We start from the raw sequence: 20174 nt of genomic DNA, 5'->3' as shown, positions 1-20174 counted from the left end.
CGACCATCCTCTCTTACGACTCGTAGTGGACGAAGCGCTTCTGCATGCCGAACTGGGCCACGGTGACCACGATCGTCATCAGCGTCAGGAGCAGGGCGGCGGCGCTGCTGGCGCCGAACTCGAACTTCTTGAAGCCCAGGTCGTAGACCTGGTACACGATCGTGCGAGCCCCTTCGTTGTGGGTCGGGTCGACCAGCACGTAGATCTGGTCGAAGGCCTGGAAGGAGCTGATCACCGCGACCACGAAGGAGAAGAAGATGGTCGGGGACAGCAGCGGCAGCGTCACGTGCCGGAAGATCCGGACCGGTCCCGCGCCGTCGAGCCGGGCCACCTCGGTCAGGTGCGCCGGGATGGACTGGAGGCCGGCCAGGAAGATCACCACGTTCAGGCCCAGCGAGGACCAGATGGTCACCGCCGCGATCGCGACCATCACCCAGTCCGGATCGTTGAGCCAGTCGGGCAGTGTGATGCCGAACCAGTCGTGCACGGTGTTGTTGAGCATCCCCAGGTCGCCGCTGGCCAGCAACATCTGCCAGATCACCGCGACGGCCACCGAACTGGTGACCACCGGCAGGAAGTAGATCACCCGGTAGATGGTCTTGCCGCGCACGTTGTTCAGCGCCATCGCGATGAGCAGGGCCAGGACCAGGCCCACCGGCACCGTGATCAGGCCCAGGGTCAGCGTGTTCAGCACCGCGTCGCGGAAGGTGGGATCGGAGAGCTGGGTCTGGAAGTTGTCGAAGCCGACCCAGGACTTGTCGCCCAGGCCGTCCCACTTCATGAAGGCCAGGACGACCGCGAAGCCCAGCGGCCCCAGGGTGAACACCAGCAGGGCTATCAGTTGCGGACCGAGGAAGAGGGCGGCCCACCACCGCTCCCGGCGCCGCCGGCCCCGAAGGGACCGGCGGCGCTCGGGGGTTTCGGTGGCCGGGCGCCGTGCGTCGGTGGTGCGGCTGAGCGTGGACGTGGTCACGGCGGGCCCCCGGTCAGCGCAGTTTGCCGGAGACGAGCGAGCCGAGGTCGTTCATCGCCTGGTCGAAGCCGATCTTGCCGGTCCACAGCTTCATCAGCAGTTCGTTGATGCTCGCCGTCAGCTCCGGGACACCGGCCTCCTCCGGGTAGTTGGCGAAGCCGCCGTCACGGGTGTCGATGAAGGTCTGCGCGTGCGCGGGGTAGCCCTCCATCACCACGCTGTCCGCGCCCTTGACCGAGGGCACCGCGTTGCCGCCGCCCTTCAGGCGCGTGGTCTGGCCGTCCTTGGAGACGAACTCGGACAGGAACGTCCAGGCCGCCTGCGCGTTCTTGGCGTCCTTGTTCAGCGCCAGGAAGGAGGTACCCACCGTCTGCGGCATCAGCACGCCGCTCTGGGACGGGAACGGCACGATGTCGTAGTTGTCCTGCTGTCCCTTCTTGACGGTGTCGATCATCCATCGGCCGCCCGCGGAGAAACCGGCCTTGTGCTTGATGAACTGCACGTCCGAGCCGTTGCCCTCGGGCAGGTTGTCGGCGACCAGGAAGGTCCCGTTCTGGTAGCCGTCGGCCAGGGTCTTCAATGCCTCGCGCGACTTGGGGTCGGTGTTGCCGACGAACTTGCCGCCGTCGTACACCTTGCCGCCGAAGCCGTTGATCATGCTGTAGGTCGAGCCGTACCAGTTGTAGAAGATCGAGCCGGCCTTGTCCGCCGCCTTGAGCTTGCGGTTCATCTCCAGGTAGGTGGCCATCGTCCACTTGCCCTGGGCGTTCAGCGTGGCCGGGTCCTCGGTGATGCCGGCGTCCTTGAGCGCCTGCTTGTCGTACCAGAGCACCTCGGGGTTGGCGTCGTTGGGTATGCCGTAGATCTGCCCGTCCTTCTTGGCGCCGCCGTACAGGCCGTCGAAGAAGTCCTCCGGCTTGGCCTTGCTGTCGGGGGCCGCCATCTTCTCGTTGAGCGGCGAGAGCACCCCGGCGGAGACGAACTTCCCGATGAAGTCGTCGCCGACGTAGAACACGTCGGGCGCGGTCTTGGAGGAGAGCTGGGTGAGCAGCTTGGAGTGGTAGTCGCTGTAGGAGGGGACCGCCTGGAGCTTCAGCTTGATATCGGGGTGGCGCTTGCCGAAGTCCTTCTCGAAGTCCTTGAACCGGGCGAGTTCCTCCGGGTTGCCCCAGGTCGACCAGGTGACGGTGGTCTTGCCGGAGCCGGAGCCGGAGCCGCTGCTCCCGCCACAACCGGTGGTTGCGGCGAGTGCGGCGCCGGCGGCCAGCACGGCGACGGTCTTCGCTGCGCGGGAAAATGACACGATGTGCCTCCGGGGGGATGGGTGCGGGACGTGCGCGTGCTGGGAACCGGCCCGCGCCCGCCGCCGATGGCGACGGGGGCGGGGGCGCGGGTGGGACTAGGCGAGGCCGCCGCCGTCGACGACCAGGGCGGTGCCGGTGATGTAGCCGGCCGCGTCGGAGGCGAGGAACAGCACGGCGCGGGCGATCTCGTCCGGGGTGCCGGAGCGACCCATCGGGCGGTCCGCCGCGTCGGCCGCGAACGCCGTCCAGTCCTCGGCCAGTTGCCGCGCCTCCTCGCGCAGCATCGGGGTGTCCGTGTCGCCGGGGTTGACCGAGTTGACCCGGATCCCGGCCGCCGCGTGGTCGATCGCCAGGGCCCGGGTCATGTTGACCACGGCGGCCTTGGACGCGCAGTAGGAGATCGCGTTGCCGCCGCCCTTGAGGCCCCAGCCGGAGCCGGTGTTGACGATCGACCCGCCGTCGGTCATCGCGGGGATCGCGTGCTTGCACATCAGGAAGACCGAGCGCACGTTGACCGCCATCACCCGGTCCCACTCGTCGACCGTGGTGCCGATCGCGTCCGCGCGCCGGATGATGCCCGCGTTGTTGAAGAGCACGTGCAGCCCGCCGAAGCTCTGCACCGCCGTGGACACCACCGACTCGCAGTCCGCCTCGGCGGAGACGTCCGCCTTGACGCCGACCGCGCGCGAACCCCGCGCCGTGATCTCCTCGGCGGTGCGGGTCGCGGCCGCCGCGTCGATGTCGGCGATCACCACGTCCGCGCCCTCCGCCGCGAACATCAGCGCGGTGGCCCGGCCGATACCCGAGCCGCCGCCGGTGACGATGGCGACCTTTCCGTGCAGGGAACCAGTCATGCCGTTCATCCGGAGCTCTCCTCGCTGGCAGGAACAATTCGATAGGGGACGGTCTCGCGGTAGCCGGTGACCACCTGGACGTAGCCGCTCAGCCTCGCGTCCGTGGCCGGGTCGCCGGTGTCGGCGAGCAGCGGCCGGCCGCCGAGCGCGGCGAGCTTGGTACGGGTGGCGAGCACCGTCAGGCCGTGCACCCGGGCCAACACCCGCGGGCTGATCTGCTGGTTGCCGCGCCCGAGCACGAAGCCCTGACCGCCGATCACCGACACGACCGCGTCCGCCTCGTGTCCGTCCACCAGGTCGAGCAGCGCGCTCTCGCTCACGTCGACCCCGATCGGCGCGCCGTCGACGACCACGTCCACGCCGAGCAGGGTGGAGGGTGCGCCCAGCGCCCGGCCCACCGCGCGCGTGGTGCTGCCCGGGCCCAGGATGTAGCGCACGCCCGGTCGCATCCGGGCGACCACCTCGCGGGCGATCCCCTCGACGGTCTCCGGCGCGGCCCCCGAGGAGCCGGTCTTGCGACCGGACAGCCGCACCCGGGCGGCCGGCACGGTCAGTGTGCCGTAGAGCCGGGGGCTGACCCGGCCCTCGCGATAGGCCTGTTCGTCCAGGTCCACCACCTCGGCCTCGGCGGTGTGCCCGGTGAACTCGGCGGCGGCGTGTCCGGCCGCCGCCGGGCCGACCGCGAAGCACCCGGAGTAGACCTTCACGCCCGCCGGGATGCCGAGCACGGGCCCGCTCGGCCCGGCGTCGAGCACGTCCCGCGCGGTGCCGTCGCCGCCCGCGAACAGCAGCAGGTCCACCGCCGCCAACGCCCGGACGCAGGCCAGGGTGTCGGCGGACGAGGACGGCTCCCCCGGTGCGCACGCCACCAGCTCGGGCACCGCGCCGGCGGCGCGCACGACGCTCTCGCCCATCGCGCCGGGCACGGTGACCACGGTGGCGTCCGGGCGGGCCGCGAGCAGGGCGCGTACGGCCACCGCCGCACGCTCCCCCGCCCGGGCCCTCGCGCCGCGGGCGAGCGCCTCGCGCTGCACGTCGGCGCCGTCGCTGCCCTTGAGCCCGGCCGCTCCACCCAGGCCCGCGACCGGGTTGACGATCAGGCCGACTCTCATGACAGGTGCTTGCGGACGTACGCCCGCCAGGTCGTCGCCCACTGGTCCGGGTCGTCCAGGCAGGACGGGTCGATCTTGTGCACGGTCTGGTTGTACGGCGCGCCCTTGACGAACTCCGGTTCGGTGCGCGCCTCGTCCGCGACGTGCGCCAGGATCGCGGCGTACTCGTCCAGGTCCTCCTTGGAGTACGACTCGGTCGGCTCCAGGGTGAACGGCTCGGGCACCACGTACGGGTGGTGGCTGGTCCAGTAGTGCACCCCGAAGTCGGACGCGCGCACGCCGATCTCCTCCGAGTGCACGCCGGTGTCCTCGTACAGGTCCTGCCACGAGTAGCGGACCTGCTCCAGCCGGCCCTTGTTCCACGGCGCGGAGGCGCCGGGGATCTTCAGCACCTTGTGCATCAGGTAGTTGTTGTTCAGCACGGCCGTCTCGGCGACCTGACGCAGGCCCTCGGCGCCCAGCGCCATGATCCACGCGTAGGCGCGCACCACGTTCGGGGTGACCCCGAGGTAGGGCCGGATCTTGCCGACCGACTGCGGCCGGTCGGTGTCCATGAAGTAGCGCTCGCCGTCGAACTCGACGGTGGGGCCGGGCATGAACGGCACCAGCTTCTCCGCGACCCCGCAGGCACCCGCGGCCGGGCCGCCGCACGCGTGCGGCGTGGAGAAGGTCTTGTGCAGGTTGAAGTGGCACAGGTCGAACCCGGCGTCGGCGGCCCGGGTGATGCCCAGGATGCCGTTCGCGTTGGCCTGGTCGTAGCAGGCCAACCCGCCGACACCGTGCACGAGTTCGACGAACTCGGCGATCCGCGGGTTGTAGATCCCGGTGTCCTCCGGGTTGGTGATCATCAGCGCGGCGGTCCGCGGGCCCACGGCCGCGCGCAGCGCCTCGATGTCCGGGTAGCCGTCGGCGTCCGGCATCAGCGTGATCACGTCGTACCCGGCGACCTTCGCGCAGGCCGCGTTCGAGGGGTGCGAGAACATCGTGGTGATCACCTGGTCGCGCTGCTCGCCCTCGCCCCGCGAGGCGTGGTACGCGCGGATCATCGCGATGTTGGCGTAGATCGCCGCCGAACCGGAGCCCGGTTGCAGGCAGACCCGGTCCAGGCCGGAGATCTCCTTGAGCATCTGCTCCAGTTGCCAGTAGATGGCGAGCACGCCCTGCACGCTGTCCTCGGGCTGCGCCGGGTGCAGTTCGGCGATCTTCGGGTCGCTGACGAACCGGTCGTTGATCTTGGGGCTGTACTTCATCGTGCAGGTGCCCTGGCCGACCGCGATGCCCACGTCGACGCCCACGGTCTCCTGGGACAGTCGCACGTAGTGCCGGAGCACGTGCAACTGGGACATCTGCGGCAGCGCGGGCGGCGTCTCGCGCCGGATGCCGGCCGGCAGTTCGACGGCCGGCACGCCCGCCTCGGGCACCCCGATGCCGCGCCGGCCCGGGCTGGACTGCTCGAAGATGATCGGCTCGTCCCAGCGCGCCTGGTGGAACCGGCGCAGCGGCGGCTTGGCCTCGATCGGCAATTTCGCGAAGGATTCTCCGACGGCACCCATCAGCCCTGCACCTCTCGTACCGCTCGCACCAGCGTGTCGATGTCGTCCCTGCCGTGCCGCTCGGTCACGCAGACCAGCAGCGTCGTGGCGTCCAGCGCGATGCCGGCGTAGATGCCGTGCTCGCGCAGCGCGCCGAGCAGCGCGTCGGTGTCGGCCACCTCGATCGCGAACTCGCGGAAGTGCACGCCGGCGGCGTGCCGCACCCGCACTCCGGGGACGGCGGCGAGCTCGTCCATCGCGTAGCGGGTCCGGGCCAGGATCGTCTCGCCCAGTTCGCGCATGCCCTCCGGGCCCATCAGCGCGAGGTAGACGCCGGCCGTGATGCCCCACAGCGAGGCGGCGGTGCCCACCCATTCCTTGCCCTCCTCGCGCAGCGCGAAGGAGGTGCGGTCGTAGAAGACGTCGCCGAAGCCGTATTCGCCGGGCACCGCGGTCGGCGCGATGCCGAACAGGCGCGAGGGGAACTCGGCGACCAGGCGCGGTTCGTCGCGGGTGGCGATGTAACCGGCGTGGCCGCCGCCGTAGTTCTGGTGCATGCCCAGCGACTGGATGTCGCCGCAGACGATGTCCGCGCCCAGACTCGCGGGCGGGGCGAGCACGCCGAGCGAGATCGGGTCCGCGCTGACCACCAGCAACGCGCCCTGTGCGTGCGCGAGTTCGGCGATCTCGGCGGTGCGGGTCTCGACCACGCCGTAGAGGTTGGGGCTCTCCAGGTAGACCGCGGCGACGGTGTCGTCGACGGTGAACTCGGCGGCCTCGCCACTCTCGCCGACCGCGAGCATGACGATCTCGATGTCGGGCGCGAGGAAGTCGTGCAGCTTGCTCAGCTTGTCCGCGCCGATCGCCGCGGTGACCAGCACCTTGGACCGGCCGGTGTAGCGCGCGGCCATCCGCAGCGCGGTACCGGAGGCCTGGAAGCCGTCGTAGGTGGGGACGTTGACCACGTCCAGTTCCAGGAGTTCGCCCATCATGCTGACGTACTCGAAGATCGCCTGGAACCGGCCGTGGTCCTCGTACGGTTCGCCCGCGTAGGCGGTGAGGAACTCGCCGCGCGAGTTGACCTCGTCGCACACGGCGGGCACGTGGTGCGGGTAGCAGCCGCCGCCGAGGAAGCTGAGCACCTCGGTGGTGTCGGTGTTGCGACCGAGCAACCCGCGCATGTGCCGGACCAGTTCGTGTTCCGAGGACATCGGCGCGGGCAGGTCGAGCGGGCGGTTCAGGCGCAGCGCGGCGGGGATGTCGGTGTAGAAGTCCTCGACGGACTCGACCCCGATCGCGGCCAGCATCTCGGCCCGCACGGCCGGCTCGGCATTGGGTATGTAGGGGTGGGTCACTTCTCTCCCTCGTGAGCGGTGCGCAGCACCACGGCGTCCCTGGGCCCGATCTCGACCGGGCCGTGCAGGTCGCGCCCGGTCAGCAGGTCCGTGCCGGGGGCGCGCAGGGTCGCCGGCGCGGTGGTCGTGCCGTGGTTGAGCAGGAACAGGTAGTCGGCGTCGGGGCCGGTCCGGCGGCAGGCCTCGACCGCCGGGGGCACGTCCGCGACGGAGCGGACCCCGGCGCGGGTGAGTACGTCGGTCAGGATCGGGGTGACGTCGTCGAGGTCGCAGCCCACGTAGGTGGCCCGGCCGAGCCGGGTGATCGCGGGTTGCCCGGCCAGGTCGCCGCCCTCGTAGTCGGCCAGCGGCGTGGCCCCTTCCGGTCGCAGCCACTCGGCCCACCGGGTCGCCGTCCCCGGGGTGCCGTCGGCGTGCCGGACGCCTTGGGTGGCTCCGTCGGCCAACGGCCAGAATTCGTCGACGCTCAGGCCGAGCAGGTCGCGCAGCGGGCCGGGTGCGCCGCCGGGGTGCACCCGGTCGGCCGCGTCCACCACGCCGCTGAACGGGCCGACGACCAGCTCGCCGTCGAACGCCCGCAGATTCGCGGCCTGCTCGTCGGTGCACAGGTAGAGGTTGGGTGCGATCACCAGGCGGTACCCGGACAGGTCGCGGTCCGGCGGGGCCAGGTCCACGGTGATCCCGCGGGCGTGCAGCGGTGCGTACCACGCGTTCAGCAGCCGCTTGAGCTCCAGCCGCTTGGACGGCATCGACTCGGGGGCCTCCAGGCCCCACCACGAGGACCAGTCCAGGAGCAGCGCGACGTCCGCCCGGGAGGTGCTGCCGGCGATCTCGGCGAGCTTTTCCAGGTCGCCGCCCAGGCGTAGCGTGTCCTGCCATCCGCGGGTGTGCACACCGCCGTGCGGCAGGAGGGCGGAGTGGAACTTCTCGGGTCCGTAGCGGGCCTGGCGCCATTGGAAGAACATCACTCCGTCGGCGCCGTGGGCGAGTGCCTGGAGGCTGTCCAGGCGCATCTTGCCCGGCGGCTTGGGCACGTTGACCTCGCGCCAGCTCACCGCGCTCGGGGCCTGCTCCAGGAGCAGCCAGGGGCGCTGCTTGAGCGAGCGCATCAGGTCGTAGCTGAGCGCGATGGCCATGTGCGAGGTGGGGTCGGCGGGGTCGGGGTAGGCGTCGTCGCTGACGAAGTCCTCGGCGGCGGCCCACTTCCAGTAGTCCAGGCCGGGCAGGATGCTCATGAAGTTCGTGGTCACCGGGATGTCCGGGGTGACCTCGCGCAACACCCGCTTCTCCAGCTCGAGGCACTCCAGGAGCGCGTCGGAGCAGAACCGGCGCCAGTCCAGCACCTGGGTCGGGTTGACCGGGCCCGGTGCCTTGCGCGGCGGGGCGATCTGCTCGAAGTCGGTGTAGTGCTGGCCCCAGCAGGAGGTGCCCCAGGCGGCGTTGAGGCCGTCGATGTCCCGGTATCGCTCGCTCAGCCAACGCCGGAAGTGCCGGGCGGACTCGTCGCAGAAGCACTCGAGCGTGTGGTCCGCGTACTCGTTGCCGATATGCCACATGGCCAGGGCGGGGTGCTCGGCGTAACGCTCCGCCATCGCCCGAGCCAGCCGGACGGTGGCCGCGCGGAAGATCGGCGAGCTGGGACAGTAGCCCTGGCGGGAGCCGAACTCCAGCCGGGTACCGTTGGCGTCGACCGGCAGCAGCTCCGGGTGCTCGCGAACCAACCACGGCGGCGGGGTCGCGGTCGCGGTGGCCAGGTCGGCGGCGATGCCGTGCTCGTGCAGCAGGTCGAGCACCCGGTCCAGCCAGCCGAAGTCGTACTCCCCGGGGCGCGGTTCCAGCCGTGACCAGGAGAAGACCGCGACGGTCGCCATGTTCACGCCCGCCTCGACCATCAGCTTGGCGTCCTCGGCCCAGACCTCCTCCGGCCACTGTTCGGGGTTGTAGTCACCCCCGAACAGCAATCCCGGCACTCGCGTCAACCGCACGTCGACCTCCCGTTCATGTATTCTGTATTCATAATTCAAGGTGTGTGCGGTGCGTCATGTCAAGCACCAGATATCGGCGCCGATCAACACGAGGAGTAACCGACACATGGCCATCCAGCGGCGACCTCTGCGGGAGCAGATCCGCGAGGAGTTGCTTCTGCGCCTCGACAGAGGCGACTTCGCGGCAGGCAAGGACATCAACGAGGTGGTGCTCGCGGCCGAGTTGGGCGTGAGTCGCACGCCCCTGCGCGAAGCCCTGATCACCCTGGCCGGCGAAGGCGTCCTGGAGAGCAATCAGGGGCGCGGCTTCCGGTTCGCACCGGTCAGCAGCAAGGAGTTCCGCGAGCTGTGCGAGATCGTCGCGGGTCTGGAGTCACTCGCTCTGGAGCTCTCCGATCCGGATGACCTCCGGGAAATGGCACCGGAGTTGCTGCGCCTGGCCCGGGGCTTCCCGGATCAGGTGGCGGAGCAGTCGGAGATCGAGTGGCACGACGACGAGTGGCACGATCTGCTGCTCGGTAAATGCCCCAACGAGCGGCTGCTGGACCTGGTGACGAGCGTGAAGGCGGGCATGCGCCGCTACACCCACCTGATCGCGGGCGAGGACACGCTGTTGGAGCGCGAGGCCGAGGAGCACTGCCGAATCGCCGAGCACCTGCGCGCCGGTGACGTGCCGGCCGCCACGGCGGCGCTGCGCGACAACTGGATCAGCGGCATGGAGCGGATGACCGGCCGGATCCCGGTGACCCCGGAGTCGGCCTGATCGTCCGCGCGCCGCTTCGGCGGGCCGCCTTCGTCCACGAGACGAAGCCGACCCGCCCTGTGGCGTGCCCGGAGCCGAGCGGCCGGCCGGCGTGCCCTGAACCGGGCGACCGGGGTGCGCTCGGGTCGAGGCGTCCGGGGCCGGCAGCGCGGCGGTGATCGGATCGGGGCGTCCGGCGCGAGCAGCGCGGCGGTGATCGGATCGAGGTGTCGGGGGTGGGCAGCGCGGCGGTGATCAGATCGAGGCGTGGGGGGCGAGCGCGGAGGTGATCAGGTCGACGACGGCCGGCCGGTGCTCGTTGAGGTAGAAGTGTCCGCCCGGGAAGACGGACATGTCCGTGCCACCCACCGTGGTGTGCTCGCGCCAGGCCCGGGCCTCGTCCACGGTGACCTTCGGGTCGGCGTCGCCCACCAGGACCGTGATCGGGCAGTCCACCCGGGCCCCGGGGCGCACCACGTGGCGCTCGATCGCCCGGTAGTCGGCACGCAGCGACGGCAGCACCATCCGCAGCACGTCGTCGTCCAGCAGGACGCCCGGCTCGGTGCCGTTGAGCAGCAACAATTCGTCGATCAGCCCCGCGTCGTCGCGCAGGTGCACGGTCTCGGTCCGGTGCCGCCCGGGCGCCCGCCGGCCCGAGACGAACAGCCGGCTCGGGCCGACCGCGTCCGTGCGCTCGCCGAGCCGCAGCGCCACCTCGAAGGCCAGCGTCGCGCCCATGCTGTGCCCGAAGAAGGCCGGCGGTCGGTCGGCCCACGCGGGCATGATCTCGGCGATCTCGTCGGCGAGCCGCGCCAGGTCGTCGACGCAGGGCTCGTGCCGGCGATCCTGGCGCCCGGGATACTGCACCGCGAGCACCTCGACCGAGGGGGCCAGGGCCTTGGCGAAGGCGAAGAAGAAGCTCGCCGAGCCGCCCGCGTGCGGGAAACAGACCAGCCGGGGACGTCCCTCGGGGGTCGGGTGATAGCTCCGCAGCCAGGTGCCCTGCGCGGAGGTGGTGACGTTCATCGCATGCCCTCGTCTTCGGTGAGTACAAAGGCCGAGCGGCGCCCCGCCCCGACCGGCCGCGTTCGGCGACGGGCGGGGCGGGGCGGTCGGGGCCGGGTGGTCGGGTCAGGCCCAGGTCACGTCCAGCGGCAGCTTCAGCGGCGCGAACGACGAGCGCGCGTCGTGCGGGACGGCGCCCGCGCCGGCGAACTCGGTGAAGCGGCCGAACAGCACCTCCAGCACGGTCTTGCACTCCAACCGGGCCAGCGGTGCGCCGATGCAGTGGTGGATGCCGCGCCCGAAGCTCAGGTGCGCGTTGGGCGTACGGCGGATGTCGAACCGGTCGGCGTCGGGGAACTGGCCCGCGTCCCGGTTGGCCCCGGACAACCACAACACCAGTGAGGCCCCGGCCGGCACCAGGCCGCCGCCGACGGTCGCCTCGCGCAGCGCCAGCCGCTCCTGGCGGACCGAGGGGGTGCGGAAGCGCAGCACCTCCTCGATCGCGCCGGGCAGCGCGTCCGGCTCGCGGCGGATCTCGGTGATCGCGTCGCGGTGGTCGTCCAGGCAGGACAGCGTGGCGCTGATCATCAGCGTGGTCATGATGTGCCCGGCCAGGAGCAGCATGCCGACGAAGCCGACGATCTCCTCGTCCTCGAGGTGCTCGCCGTCGATCTCGGCGGCGATCAGGTTGCTGGTGAGGTCGCCGTTCGGGTTTGCCCGGCGGCTGCGGATGTGGTCGAGCAGGTACACGTTCATCTCCCGCAGGGTCAGCGTCAGGCTGCTCAGCACCTCGCCGTCGGGCGCCGCGGTCACCTCGCCCCCGATGCCCAGGAGCGCGTCGGCCCACCGCTGGAAGGTGGCCCGGTCGCTGGTCGGGACGCCGATCAGTTCGGCGATCACGATCACCGGCAGCGGGTAGGCCAGGTCACCGACCAACTCGATCCGGTCCCGGTCCTGCACCGCGTCCAGCATCTCGTGCGCGATCTCGGCCACCCGCGGCGCCAGCTTCCCGACCACCTTGGGGGTGAACGCCTGACTGACCAGCCCGCGCAGCTTGCGGTGCTGGGGCTCGTCCATGCTGATGAACAGGCCCTTCTTGAACACGTCGAACTCGGCGTGCCGGGGCGAGAGATCACGCAGGTCCGAGGAGAAGGTGGTGTGGTCGTTCAGTACGTCGAGCACGTCGCGGTAGCGAAAGACGTGCCAGTTGCCCTTTTCGTCCTGCCACGGTCCGTCCTTCGCGCGCCGCTCGGCGAGCCAGTCCAGCATCTCGGCGTGCCCGGAGGGCGGTTCGGTCCAGGCGGTGGTGGTTCCGAAGGTGGTCAACGTCGTGCCCTGCTTTCTTGCTCGTCTGTGTCGATCCGCACGGGGTTCTCGGGGTTCTCGGGGTTGTCGGTGATCTCGGGGATCTCCGGGTGCTCGCGGATCTCGGGGTTCTCGGGGTTTCCGGGTGTCTCCGGGTTCTCTGCGGTCGCCGATGCCTCCTCGTCGGGGTTCTTGGTCTGCTCGCCCTGCGGCCCGGCGTTGATCAGCACGCCCGCGAGGACCGCGCACAGGAGCAGGATTCCGGTGGCCCACCCGCAGGCGACCGCGTAGCCGTGCACGGTCGCCCGGGCCCGGTCCGCGGCCTGGACCAGGTCGCCCCGGCCGCCGGCGTAGGAGGCGGTGGCGCTGGTGGCGATCGTGTTCAGCAGCGCCGTGCCGATCGAGCCGCCCAGTTGTTGGGACGTGGTGGTGAACGCCGAGACGGTGCCGGTGTACCGGGGTTCGACGGCGTTCATCGTGCTGGCCACCGACGGCATCAAGGTGATGCCGGAGCCGATGCCGAGCAGGAGCAACGCGGGCAGCACACCGGTGACGTAGGTGCTGTCCGGGGTGAGCCGAGTGAGCACCAGCAGGCCCGCCGCGGACAGCACCAGGCCGGGCACGATCAGCACCCGCGCGGGCAGCCGGGGCAGCAGTCGGGCCGCGATCAGCATCGCCGACAACACCACCGCGACGGCCATCGGCAACATCGCCACCCCGGTGCGCAGGGGCGAGTAGCGCATGATGCCCTGGAGTTGATAGGTCAGCACCAGGAACATGCCGAACATGCCGATCGCGGTCAGCCCGATGGTGACGAACGCCGCGGCCCGGTTGCGGTCGGCGAGCACCGCCATCGGCAGCAGCGGGTCCGCCGATCGGCGCTGGCGCAGCACGAAGGCGGCCAGGAGCACGATCGCGACCGGGATGAGCGCCCACACCCGGGTGGATCCCCAGCCGTGTGCGCCCGCCTCGGTCAGCAGGTACACCAGCGCGACCATCGAGCCGCTGCCCAGTGCCACGTCGAACAGGCCCAGTCGGCCCGTACTCGCGCGCTTCGCACCGGAGGAGTCCTCGCGCGGCAGTACCGCCAGGCCCGCGATCAGCGCGCCCACCGCGATCGGCGAGTTCAGGTACAGGCACCAGCGCCAGTCCAGGTACTGCGTGCACAACCCGCCGACCACCAGGCCGAGCGCGCCGCCCGCGGCGAGCACCGCGCCGTACACGCCGAACGCGCGGGCGCGTTCCTTGGTCCCGGTGAACGTCGTGGTCAGCAGGGCCAGCGCGGACGGCGCCAGCAGCGCGGAGAACAGTCCCTGCGCGGCGCGCGCGGCGATCAGCGTGCCGGCGTTCGCGGCGGCACCGCCGGCGGCGGACGCGATGGCGAACCCGGTCAGCCCCACCAGCAGGCCCCGGGTACGCCCGATCCGGTCGGAGATCCGGCCGCCCGCGAGCAGGAAGCCGCCGAAGGCCAGCGTGTAGGCGGTGATCACCCACTGCCGGCCCGCGTCCGACAGGCCCAACTCGCGCTGCGTGGAGGGCAGCGCGATGTTCACCACGGTGACGTCCAGCACCACCATCAGTTGCGCCGTGGCGACCACCGCGAGGATCGCGCCCCGGCTGCCGCCCACTCGGGGCGCCCGCCGGATCACGACCGGGTGGCCGGGGTGGCGGCGGCGATGTCGGGCAGGTCCTCGGCCGGCGGCGGGTCGTCCAGGGTCTGTCGGGTGGCCTTCGCGTTGATCAGTACGGCGGCGACCACGGCCGCGAACACCATCAGCCCGGCGGACCACATGGTGGCCACCCGGAAGCCGTGTCCGTCCGCCAGGACGGTGGCCTGGTCGTGGTGTTGCAGGACGTAGGAGGCGGTCGCGGTGGTGGCGATGGTGTTGAACAGCGCGGTGCCCATCGCGCCGCCGAGTTGTTGCGCGGCGAACGTGAAGGCGGACACCGAGCCCGCGTCGCGCGGGTGCAGTCCGCTCAGCGCGGCGTTGGTGGCCGGGATGTGCACGATGCCCAGGGTGAAGCCGAGCAGCACCAGCGCGGGCAGGATCAGCAGCGGGTACGAACTGTTCTCGTCCATCTGCGCGAACATCACCATCGCCACCGCGCCGGCGATCAGTCCGGGCACGATCATCGTGCGCGGCGCGACCACCGGTTGGAGCTTGCTGATCACCCCGGCGGAGATCACCGTCGCCACGGTCAGCGGCACACAGGCCAACCCCGCCTCGACCGGCGAGTAGTCCATGATCACCTGGAGTTGGTAGGTCAGGAACAGGTACAGCCCGAACGGGCCCAGCGCGCCGAGCGCGATCACGATCAGCGCGCCCGCCCGGCTGCGGTCGGCCAACAACCGCAGCGGCAACAGCGGTTGGGTCGCCTTGGACTGGCGGATCGCGAAGCCCGCGAGCAGGACCACCGAGCCGACCAGCAGGGTGACCGCCTCGCTGGAACCCCACCCGTTGGCGCCGGCCGTGCTGATCCCGTACATCAGCGCCACCATGCCGCCGCCGCCGAGCACCGCGCCGGGCAGGTCGAGCGCGGTCTCCCGGTGGCCCCGGGTGTCCGGCAGCACGATCAGCGCGCCGACCACCGCTACCACCGCGATCGGCACGTTCAGATACAGGCACCAGCGCCAGCTCAGGTATTCGGTGAGGCCGCCGCCGGCCACCATGCCCAGGCCGCTGCCCGCCGCGACGATCGCGGTGTACAGGCCGAACGCCCGGCCGCGTTCCTTGGGTTCGGTGAACGTGGTGGTCAGGATGGCCAGCGTGGACGGGGCCAGGATCGCGCCGAACACGCCTTGCACGGTGCGCGCGGTGACCAGGAACTCGGTGTTCCGCGCGAGGCCGGCCACCAGTGAGGACGCGGCGAAGCCGACCAGGCCCACCAGCAGGGTGCGGCGGTAGCCGACCCGGTCCGCGATCCGTCCGCCCAGCGGCAGCAGGCTGCCGTAGGCGACCATGTAGGCCGCCGCGAGCAGGTGCCGGCTGGAGTCGGACATGCCCAGATCGCGCTGTGCCCAGGGCAGGATGAGGTTCACCAGCGAGGTGTCCAGGGCCACCATCAACTGGGCGAGGCCGATCACCACCAGGATCAGGGCCTTGCTGCGCTCCGCCGGCGGGGCGGCGGGTTTCGCTGCGCTCGTGGTCATTGTGTGTGTTGCCTCTCTCCGGCCTGGACCGGATCCGACCGGGGTTCGACTCGGTGGGTGATGTGCGCGGACGGTCCGGATCAGAGCGGGATGTTGCCGTGCCGGCCTCGGTCGGCGGGCGCTTTGGCCAGCGCCTGGGCCAGCCGGAACCGGGTCTCGTCGGGTTCGATCACCTCGTCCACCACCCCGATGTCCAGCGCCCGGCTCACCCCGCCGGAGGCCTGTTCGTGTTCGGTGACCAGGCGGGCCAGCAGCGCGGGACGGTCCGCCTCGGCGGTGGCCGCGATCTTCTTGCGGTGCAGGACGCCGACGGCCGCCTCCGCGCCCATCACCGCGACTTCGGCCTCCGGCCACGCGTACACCGCGGTCGCGCCCAGCGAGCGGGAGTTCATCGCGATGTAGGCGCCGCCGTAGGACTTGCGGGTCACCAGGGTCACCCGCGGCACCACGGCGGCGGCGAACGCGTGCAACAGCTTGGCGCCGCGCCGGATCACCCCGCCCCACTCCTGGCCGACCCCGGGCAGATAGCCGGGCACGTCCACCAGGACCACCAGCGGTACGCCGAGCGCGTCGCACATCCGGACGAACCGGGAGGACTTCTCCGCGGACAGCGAGTCCAGACAACCGCCCTTGCGCAGCGGGTTGTTGGCGATCACCCCGACGGTGCCGCCGGCGAGCCGGCCGAAGCCGATCACGATGTTCGCGGCCCAGCGCGCCTGTAGTTCCAGGAACGCCCGGTCGTCCAGGAGTTCGCGGACCAGCGGGTGCACGTCGTAGGCGCGCCGGGGCCGGTCCGGCAACAGTCGCCGGGGGTTGTCCGCGGCCTCACCGATCACCGCCGCCGGGTCGGGCCGGCCCGGTCGGCTCAGCAACTCCACCAGTGCGCGGGCCTGTTCGATCGCCTCGGCCCCGGATGCCGTGGTCACGTGCGCGACCCCGGACTGGCGGCCGTGTGCCTCGGTACCACCGAGTCCGGCCATGTCGATCTGCTCCCCGGTGACGCTGCGCACCACGTCCGGGCCGGTGACGAACATCCGGCCGGTCTCCGCCATCACCACGATGTCGGTGAGCGCGGGACCGTACGCGGCGGCGCCCGCGGCCGGGCCGAGCACCACGGAGATCTGCGGCACCAGGCCCGAGGCGCGGGTCATCGCGGCGAACATCCGGCCCACCCCGTCCATCGAGGCCACGCCGTCGGCGAGTTTGGCCCCGCCGGAGTGCCAGAGCCCGATCACCGGCAGGCCCCGGTCCACCGCGTCGTCGATCGCGGCGATGATCCGGTCCGCGCCGGGCGAGCCCAACGCGCCGCCCATCCGGGTGGCGTCGGTGCAGTAGGCGAGCACCGGCAGGCCGTGCACGCGACCCTCGGCGGTGAGTACGCCGCTGTCGTCGCGCGGTTCGCGCGGGAGCAGGGTATCCGGGTCGAACAGTGCGGCCAGGCGCAGTTCGGGGTCGCGTGGGTCCGGGGCTTCGGGCGTCCCGATTCGGGTCGGATCGGTCGCGGTGGTCATCGGTGGCCTTCCTGGGTGAGGTCCGGCAAGGCGTCGTCGGCCGAGGCGGCGGAGCGGGCCAACTCGTCGGCGATGAAGCCGGCCACCAGCGCCGAGTTGTTGTAGTCGTAGATCAGCGTCGGGTTCAGCTCCAGGCCGGTCGCCTCGGCCAGCCGCTTGGTCAGTTCGACCGCGGTCAGCGACGCGAAGCCCAGGTCGAGGAACTCGCTGTCCGGCTCGATCGCGTCGGGATCGGGGTGGCCGAGCACGGCGGCCACGTGTTCGCGCACCACCTCGCCCAGCGCCTGCACCCGCTCGTCCGGCGACAGCACCGCCAGCCGGGCGGGCAGCGCCTGCGAGCGCGCGTCGGACTCGGCCCGCTCGGGCAGGTCGTCGGGCAGCCCCGGGGCCGATCCCCGGTCCTCCATCCGCCGCCGGTACCAGTCGGCCAGCAGCGGCAGCGCCGACTCCAGCAGCGCCTGTTCGTCCTCCGCGTCCAGCTCGCGGGCCAGTGCCGCCGCGTCCTCGCGCTCGACGGCGTGCCACAGCGGCGAGTCGGCCGCCGTGGGGCCGAATCCGGGCCGATCCTCCAGCCAGTAGCGGCGGCGCTGGAACGGATAGGTCGGCAGCTCCACCCGGCGTCCCCGCCGCGGCGCGAACACCCGCGACCAATCCACCCCGACCCCGCGCACGTGCACCTGGGCCAGCGCCTCGGCGACCGCGCGGGGCTCGGGCCGGTCCTTGCGCAGCAGCGGCACCACCACCGCGTCCGGGACGTCGGTCAGGCACTGTCCGGCCATCGCGCTGAGCACGCCGTCCGGGCCCAGTTCGACGAAGGTGCCCACACCCTGCCCGACCAGGGCGCGCACCCCGTCGTGGAAGCGCACCGCCTCGCGGACGTGCCGCACCCAGTAGTCCGGCGAACCCAACTCGTCGGCGGTCGCGGGCCGCCCGGTCAGGTTGGAGATCACCGGAATCTCCGGTTCGCGCGCCTCCAGCGCGGCGGCCACCCGGCGGAACTCGGCCGCCATCGGGTCCATGTGCGGCGAGTGGAAGGCGTGGCTCACCCGCAGCCGGGTGGCCTTGCGACCGCGCTCGGCCCACTCCCGGGCAACCGCCGCCACCGCGTCCGCGTCGCCGGAGAGCACCACCGAGTGCGGCCCGTTCACCGCCGCCACGGCCAACCCGCCCGGATGGTCCGCGATCGCGGCGTTCGCCTCCTCCTCCGTCGCCTGGATCGCCAGCATCGCGCCGCCCGCCGGCAGCGCCTGCATCAGCCGCCCGCGCGCGGCCACCAGCGCCGCCGCGTCCGGCAGCGACCAGACGCCGGCCACGTGCGCGGCGGCGAGCTCGCCGATCGAGTGGCCGAGCAGGTGATCCGGCCGCAGCCCCCAGCTCCACGCGAGCCGGAACAGCCCGACCTCCAGCGCGAACAGCCCGGCCTGGGTGTACACCGTGCGGTCCAGGAGCGCCGCCGTCGGCGTACCCTCCCCGGCCGCGAGCACCTCCGTCAGCGGCACCTCGACGTGCCCGGCCAGCCGCAGGTCCAGTTCGGCGCACGCGGCGTCGAAGGCCTCGGCGAACACCGGCTCCGTCTCGCGCAACAACCGGCCCATCCGCGGTCGCTGGCTGCCCTGTCCGCTGAACAGGAAGCCCAGGCCGGACGGGCGGGCCACGGTGGCGCCGGTGCGCCCGGTGATCACCGCGGCGCCGCTCTGCCCACGCGCGAGCGTCTTGAGCGCGCCGGCCAACTCCTCCTGATCGGCGGCCACCAGCACCGCCCGGTGCCCGAACACCGCCCGGGTGTGCGCCTGCGACCAGGCGATGTCGGCGATCCGCTCCTCGGGCCGCAGTCGGATGTGCAGGCCCAGGCGCAGCGCCTGGTCGCGCAGCGCGTCGGCGGAGCGCGCCGACAGCAGCACCGGCACCGGCACGCCGTCCGGGACCAAGTCGCGCTCGTCCTCGGCGGGGGTGGGCGGCTGTTCCAGGATCGCGTGCGCGTTGGTGCCGCTGATCCCGAACGAGGACACGCCCGCGCGGCGCGGCCGGCCGGTGTCCGGCCAGGCCATCGACTCGGTGAGCAGGCGTACCGCGCCCGAGGACCAGTCCACGTGCTCCGACGGCTCGTCCACGTGCAGCGTGCGCGGCAGTACGCCGTGCCGCATCGCCTGCACCATCTTGATCACCCCGGCCACCCCCGCGGCGGCCTGGGTGTGGCCCAGGTTGGACTTCAACGAGCCCAGCCACAGGGGTTGTTCGGCGGGCCGGTCGCGGCCGTAGGTGGCCAGCAGCGCGTGCGCCTCGATCGGGTCGCCCAACGTGGTGCCGGTGCCGTGCGCCTCGACCGCGTCCACCTGCTCCGGGGTCAGCCGGGCCGCCTCCAGCGCCTGCCGGATCACCCGCTGCTGCGCGGCGCCGTTGGGCACGGTCAGGCCGGTGCCACCGCCGTCGGAGTTGACCGCGGTGCCCCGGACCAGGGCGAGCACGGGATGCCCGTGCCGCCGCGCGTCGGACAACTTCTCCAACAGCAACATGCCCGCGCCCTCGGACCAGCCGGTGCCGTCGGCCGCGTTCGCGAACGACTTGCACCGACCGTTGGGGGCCAGCCCGCGCTGCCGGCTGAACTCGAGGAACACCCCCGGGGTGAACATCACCGTGACGCCGCCGGCCAGAGCCAGCGAGCAGTCGCCCCGGCGCAGCGCCTGGGCCGCCCAGTGCAGCGCGACCAGCGAGGACGAGCAGGCCGTGTCCAGGGTGACGGCCGGCCCCTCCAGGCCGAGCGCGTAGGCCACCCGACCCGACGCGATGCTGCCCGCGTTGCCGTGCCCCAACTGGCCTTCCATGCCCTCGGGCACGGATCGCAGCCGGGTCGCGTAGTCGTGGTACATCAGCCCGGTGAACACGCCGGTCGAGCGCGCGTCGGGCGAGCCCGGGTCGATGCCGGCCCGCTCGAACGCCTCCCACGCGGTCTCCAGGAGCAGCCGCTGCTGCGGATCGGTGGCCAGCGCCTCGCGCGGCGAGATGCCGAAGAAGCCGGCGTCGAACTCGGCCGCGTCGTACAGGAAGCCGCCCTCTCGGGTGTACGTCTTGCCCGGCCGGTCCGGGTCCGGGTCGTACAGGTCGGCCACGTCCCAGCCCCGGTCGCTGGGGAACTCGCTGATCGCGTCGCCGCCGGCGTGCACCAGTTGCCACAGGTCCTCGGGCGAGTTCACCCCGCCCGGGTAGCGGCAGCTCATCCCGACGATCGCGATCGGTTCGGCGTCCCGCTCCTCCAGGGCGCGGATGCGCTGGTGCGCGCGGCGCAGGTCGCCGGTGACCCGCTTGAGGTAGTCCAGCAGTTTCTGTTCTTCGGTTTCCGACATTTCC

General features: G+C 71.8%; 14 protein-coding genes. 1 reads left to right on the top strand and 13 read right to left on the bottom strand.

Annotated elements, in window-relative coordinates; all coding sequences use genetic code 11:
- Positions 1 to 13: 13 nt before the first annotated feature.
- The 7 genes from OG948_RS32670 to OG948_RS32640 form a co-directional block, all read right to left on the bottom strand.
- Positions 14 to 973 carry a carbohydrate ABC transporter permease gene (locus tag OG948_RS32670; RefSeq protein ID WP_406299915.1) on the bottom strand — a complete coding sequence of 320 codons (960 nt, stop codon included), beginning with the start codon at positions 971 to 973 and terminating at the stop codon, positions 14 to 16.
- Positions 974 to 986: 13 nt separating this feature from the next.
- Positions 987 to 2276, bottom strand: a complete 1290-nt coding sequence (locus OG948_RS32665; RefSeq protein WP_406299914.1) for an ABC transporter substrate-binding protein — start codon at positions 2274 to 2276, stop codon at positions 987 to 989.
- Between the two features lie 96 nt (positions 2277 to 2372).
- Entirely contained in the window at positions 2373 to 3140 is a 768-nt protein-coding gene (locus tag OG948_RS32660) for an SDR family NAD(P)-dependent oxidoreductase (RefSeq protein ID WP_406299913.1), read from the bottom strand.
- Complete coding sequence (locus OG948_RS32655) at positions 3137 to 4243, bottom strand: ATP-NAD kinase family protein (protein WP_406299912.1); 1107 nt, start codon at positions 4241 to 4243, stop codon at positions 3137 to 3139. Before OG948_RS32655 ends, OG948_RS32660 begins: the two co-directional genes overlap by 4 nt.
- Positions 4240 to 5796 carry an aminomethyl-transferring glycine dehydrogenase subunit GcvPB gene (gene gcvPB / locus OG948_RS32650; RefSeq protein ID WP_406299911.1) on the bottom strand — a complete coding sequence of 519 codons (1557 nt, stop codon included), beginning with the start codon at positions 5794 to 5796 and terminating at the stop codon, positions 4240 to 4242. The genes OG948_RS32655 and gcvPB overlap by 4 nt, the downstream gene beginning before the upstream one ends.
- The gene (gene gcvPA / locus OG948_RS32645; RefSeq protein WP_406299910.1) at positions 5796 to 7130 is read right to left on the bottom strand and encodes an aminomethyl-transferring glycine dehydrogenase subunit GcvPA; all 1335 of its coding nucleotides are present in this window, start codon (positions 7128 to 7130) and stop codon (positions 5796 to 5798) included. The genes gcvPB and gcvPA overlap by 1 nt, the downstream gene beginning before the upstream one ends.
- A complete protein-coding gene (locus OG948_RS32640) occupies positions 7127 to 9115 on the bottom strand; it encodes a beta-galactosidase (protein ID WP_406299909.1) in 1989 nt (662 codons plus the stop codon). The genes gcvPA and OG948_RS32640 overlap by 4 nt, the downstream gene beginning before the upstream one ends.
- 106 nt (positions 9116 to 9221) lie before the next feature.
- Here OG948_RS32640 and OG948_RS32635 point away from each other — a divergent pair, with 106 nt between their 5' ends.
- A complete protein-coding gene (locus tag OG948_RS32635; protein WP_406299908.1) occupies positions 9222 to 9878 on the top strand; it encodes a GntR family transcriptional regulator in 657 nt (218 codons plus the stop codon).
- A gap of 234 nt (positions 9879 to 10112) precedes the next feature.
- On the opposite strand, the gene OG948_RS32630 is transcribed toward OG948_RS32635, so the two are convergent.
- From OG948_RS32630 to OG948_RS32605, 6 genes are all read right to left on the bottom strand, one after another.
- Complete coding sequence (locus tag OG948_RS32630; RefSeq protein ID WP_406299907.1) at positions 10113 to 10883, bottom strand: thioesterase II family protein; 771 nt, start codon at positions 10881 to 10883, stop codon at positions 10113 to 10115.
- Positions 10884 to 10988: 105 nt separating this feature from the next.
- Positions 10989 to 12188: a cytochrome P450 gene (locus OG948_RS32625; RefSeq protein WP_406299906.1), complete on the bottom strand. Its 1200-nt coding sequence runs from the start codon at positions 12186 to 12188 to the stop codon at positions 10989 to 10991.
- Positions 12185 to 13795: a DHA2 family efflux MFS transporter permease subunit gene (locus OG948_RS32620; protein WP_406299905.1), complete on the bottom strand. Its 1611-nt coding sequence runs from the start codon at positions 13793 to 13795 to the stop codon at positions 12185 to 12187. The genes OG948_RS32625 and OG948_RS32620 overlap by 4 nt, the downstream gene beginning before the upstream one ends.
- A gap of 17 nt (positions 13796 to 13812) precedes the next feature.
- On the bottom strand, positions 13813 to 15318 hold the full coding sequence (locus OG948_RS32615; protein WP_406299904.1) for a DHA2 family efflux MFS transporter permease subunit: 1506 nt from the start codon (positions 15316 to 15318) through the stop codon (positions 13813 to 13815).
- 80 nt (positions 15319 to 15398) lie between these two features.
- Positions 15399 to 16829, bottom strand: coding sequence for an acyl-CoA carboxylase subunit beta (locus OG948_RS32610; RefSeq protein ID WP_406299903.1), 1431 nt, complete (start codon positions 16827 to 16829; stop codon positions 15399 to 15401).
- Positions 16826 to 20170: a type I polyketide synthase gene (locus OG948_RS32605; RefSeq protein WP_406299902.1), complete on the bottom strand. Its 3345-nt coding sequence runs from the start codon at positions 20168 to 20170 to the stop codon at positions 16826 to 16828. The genes OG948_RS32610 and OG948_RS32605 overlap by 4 nt, the downstream gene beginning before the upstream one ends.
- Positions 20171 to 20174: the final 4 nt, after the last annotated feature.

It is taken from the genome of Embleya sp. NBC_00888 (genome assembly GCF_045207655.1).
Taxonomy (GTDB): domain Bacteria; phylum Actinomycetota; class Actinomycetes; order Streptomycetales; family Streptomycetaceae; genus Embleya.
This window is presented reverse-complemented; position numbering and strand designations above follow the sequence as displayed.

Bases quoted from the DNA above. Each gene is read 5' to 3' on its own strand.
- OG948_RS32655 (WP_406299912.1), bottom strand. From the start codon at position 4,243: ATGAGAGTCGGCCTGATCGTCAACCCGGTCGCGGGCCTGGGTGGAGCG.
- OG948_RS32630 (WP_406299907.1), bottom strand. From the start codon at position 10,883: ATGAACGTCACCACCTCCGCGCAGGGCACCTGGCTGCGGAGCTATCAC.
- OG948_RS32635 (WP_406299908.1), top strand. From the start codon at position 9,222: ATGGCCATCCAGCGGCGACCTCTGCGGGAGCAGATCCGCGAGGAGTTG.
- OG948_RS32610 (WP_406299903.1), bottom strand. From the start codon at position 16,829: ATGACCACCGCGACCGATCCGACCCGAATCGGGACGCCCGAAGCCCCG.
- OG948_RS32605 (WP_406299902.1), bottom strand. From the start codon at position 20,170: ATGTCGGAAACCGAAGAACAGAAACTGCTGGACTACCTCAAGCGGGTC.
- OG948_RS32615 (WP_406299904.1), bottom strand. From the start codon at position 15,318: ATGACCACGAGCGCAGCGAAACCCGCCGCCCCGCCGGCGGAGCGCAGC.
- OG948_RS32660 (WP_406299913.1), bottom strand. From the start codon at position 3,140: ATGAACGGCATGACTGGTTCCCTGCACGGAAAGGTCGCCATCGTCACC.
- gcvPB (WP_406299911.1), bottom strand. From the start codon at position 5,796: ATGGGTGCCGTCGGAGAATCCTTCGCGAAATTGCCGATCGAGGCCAAG.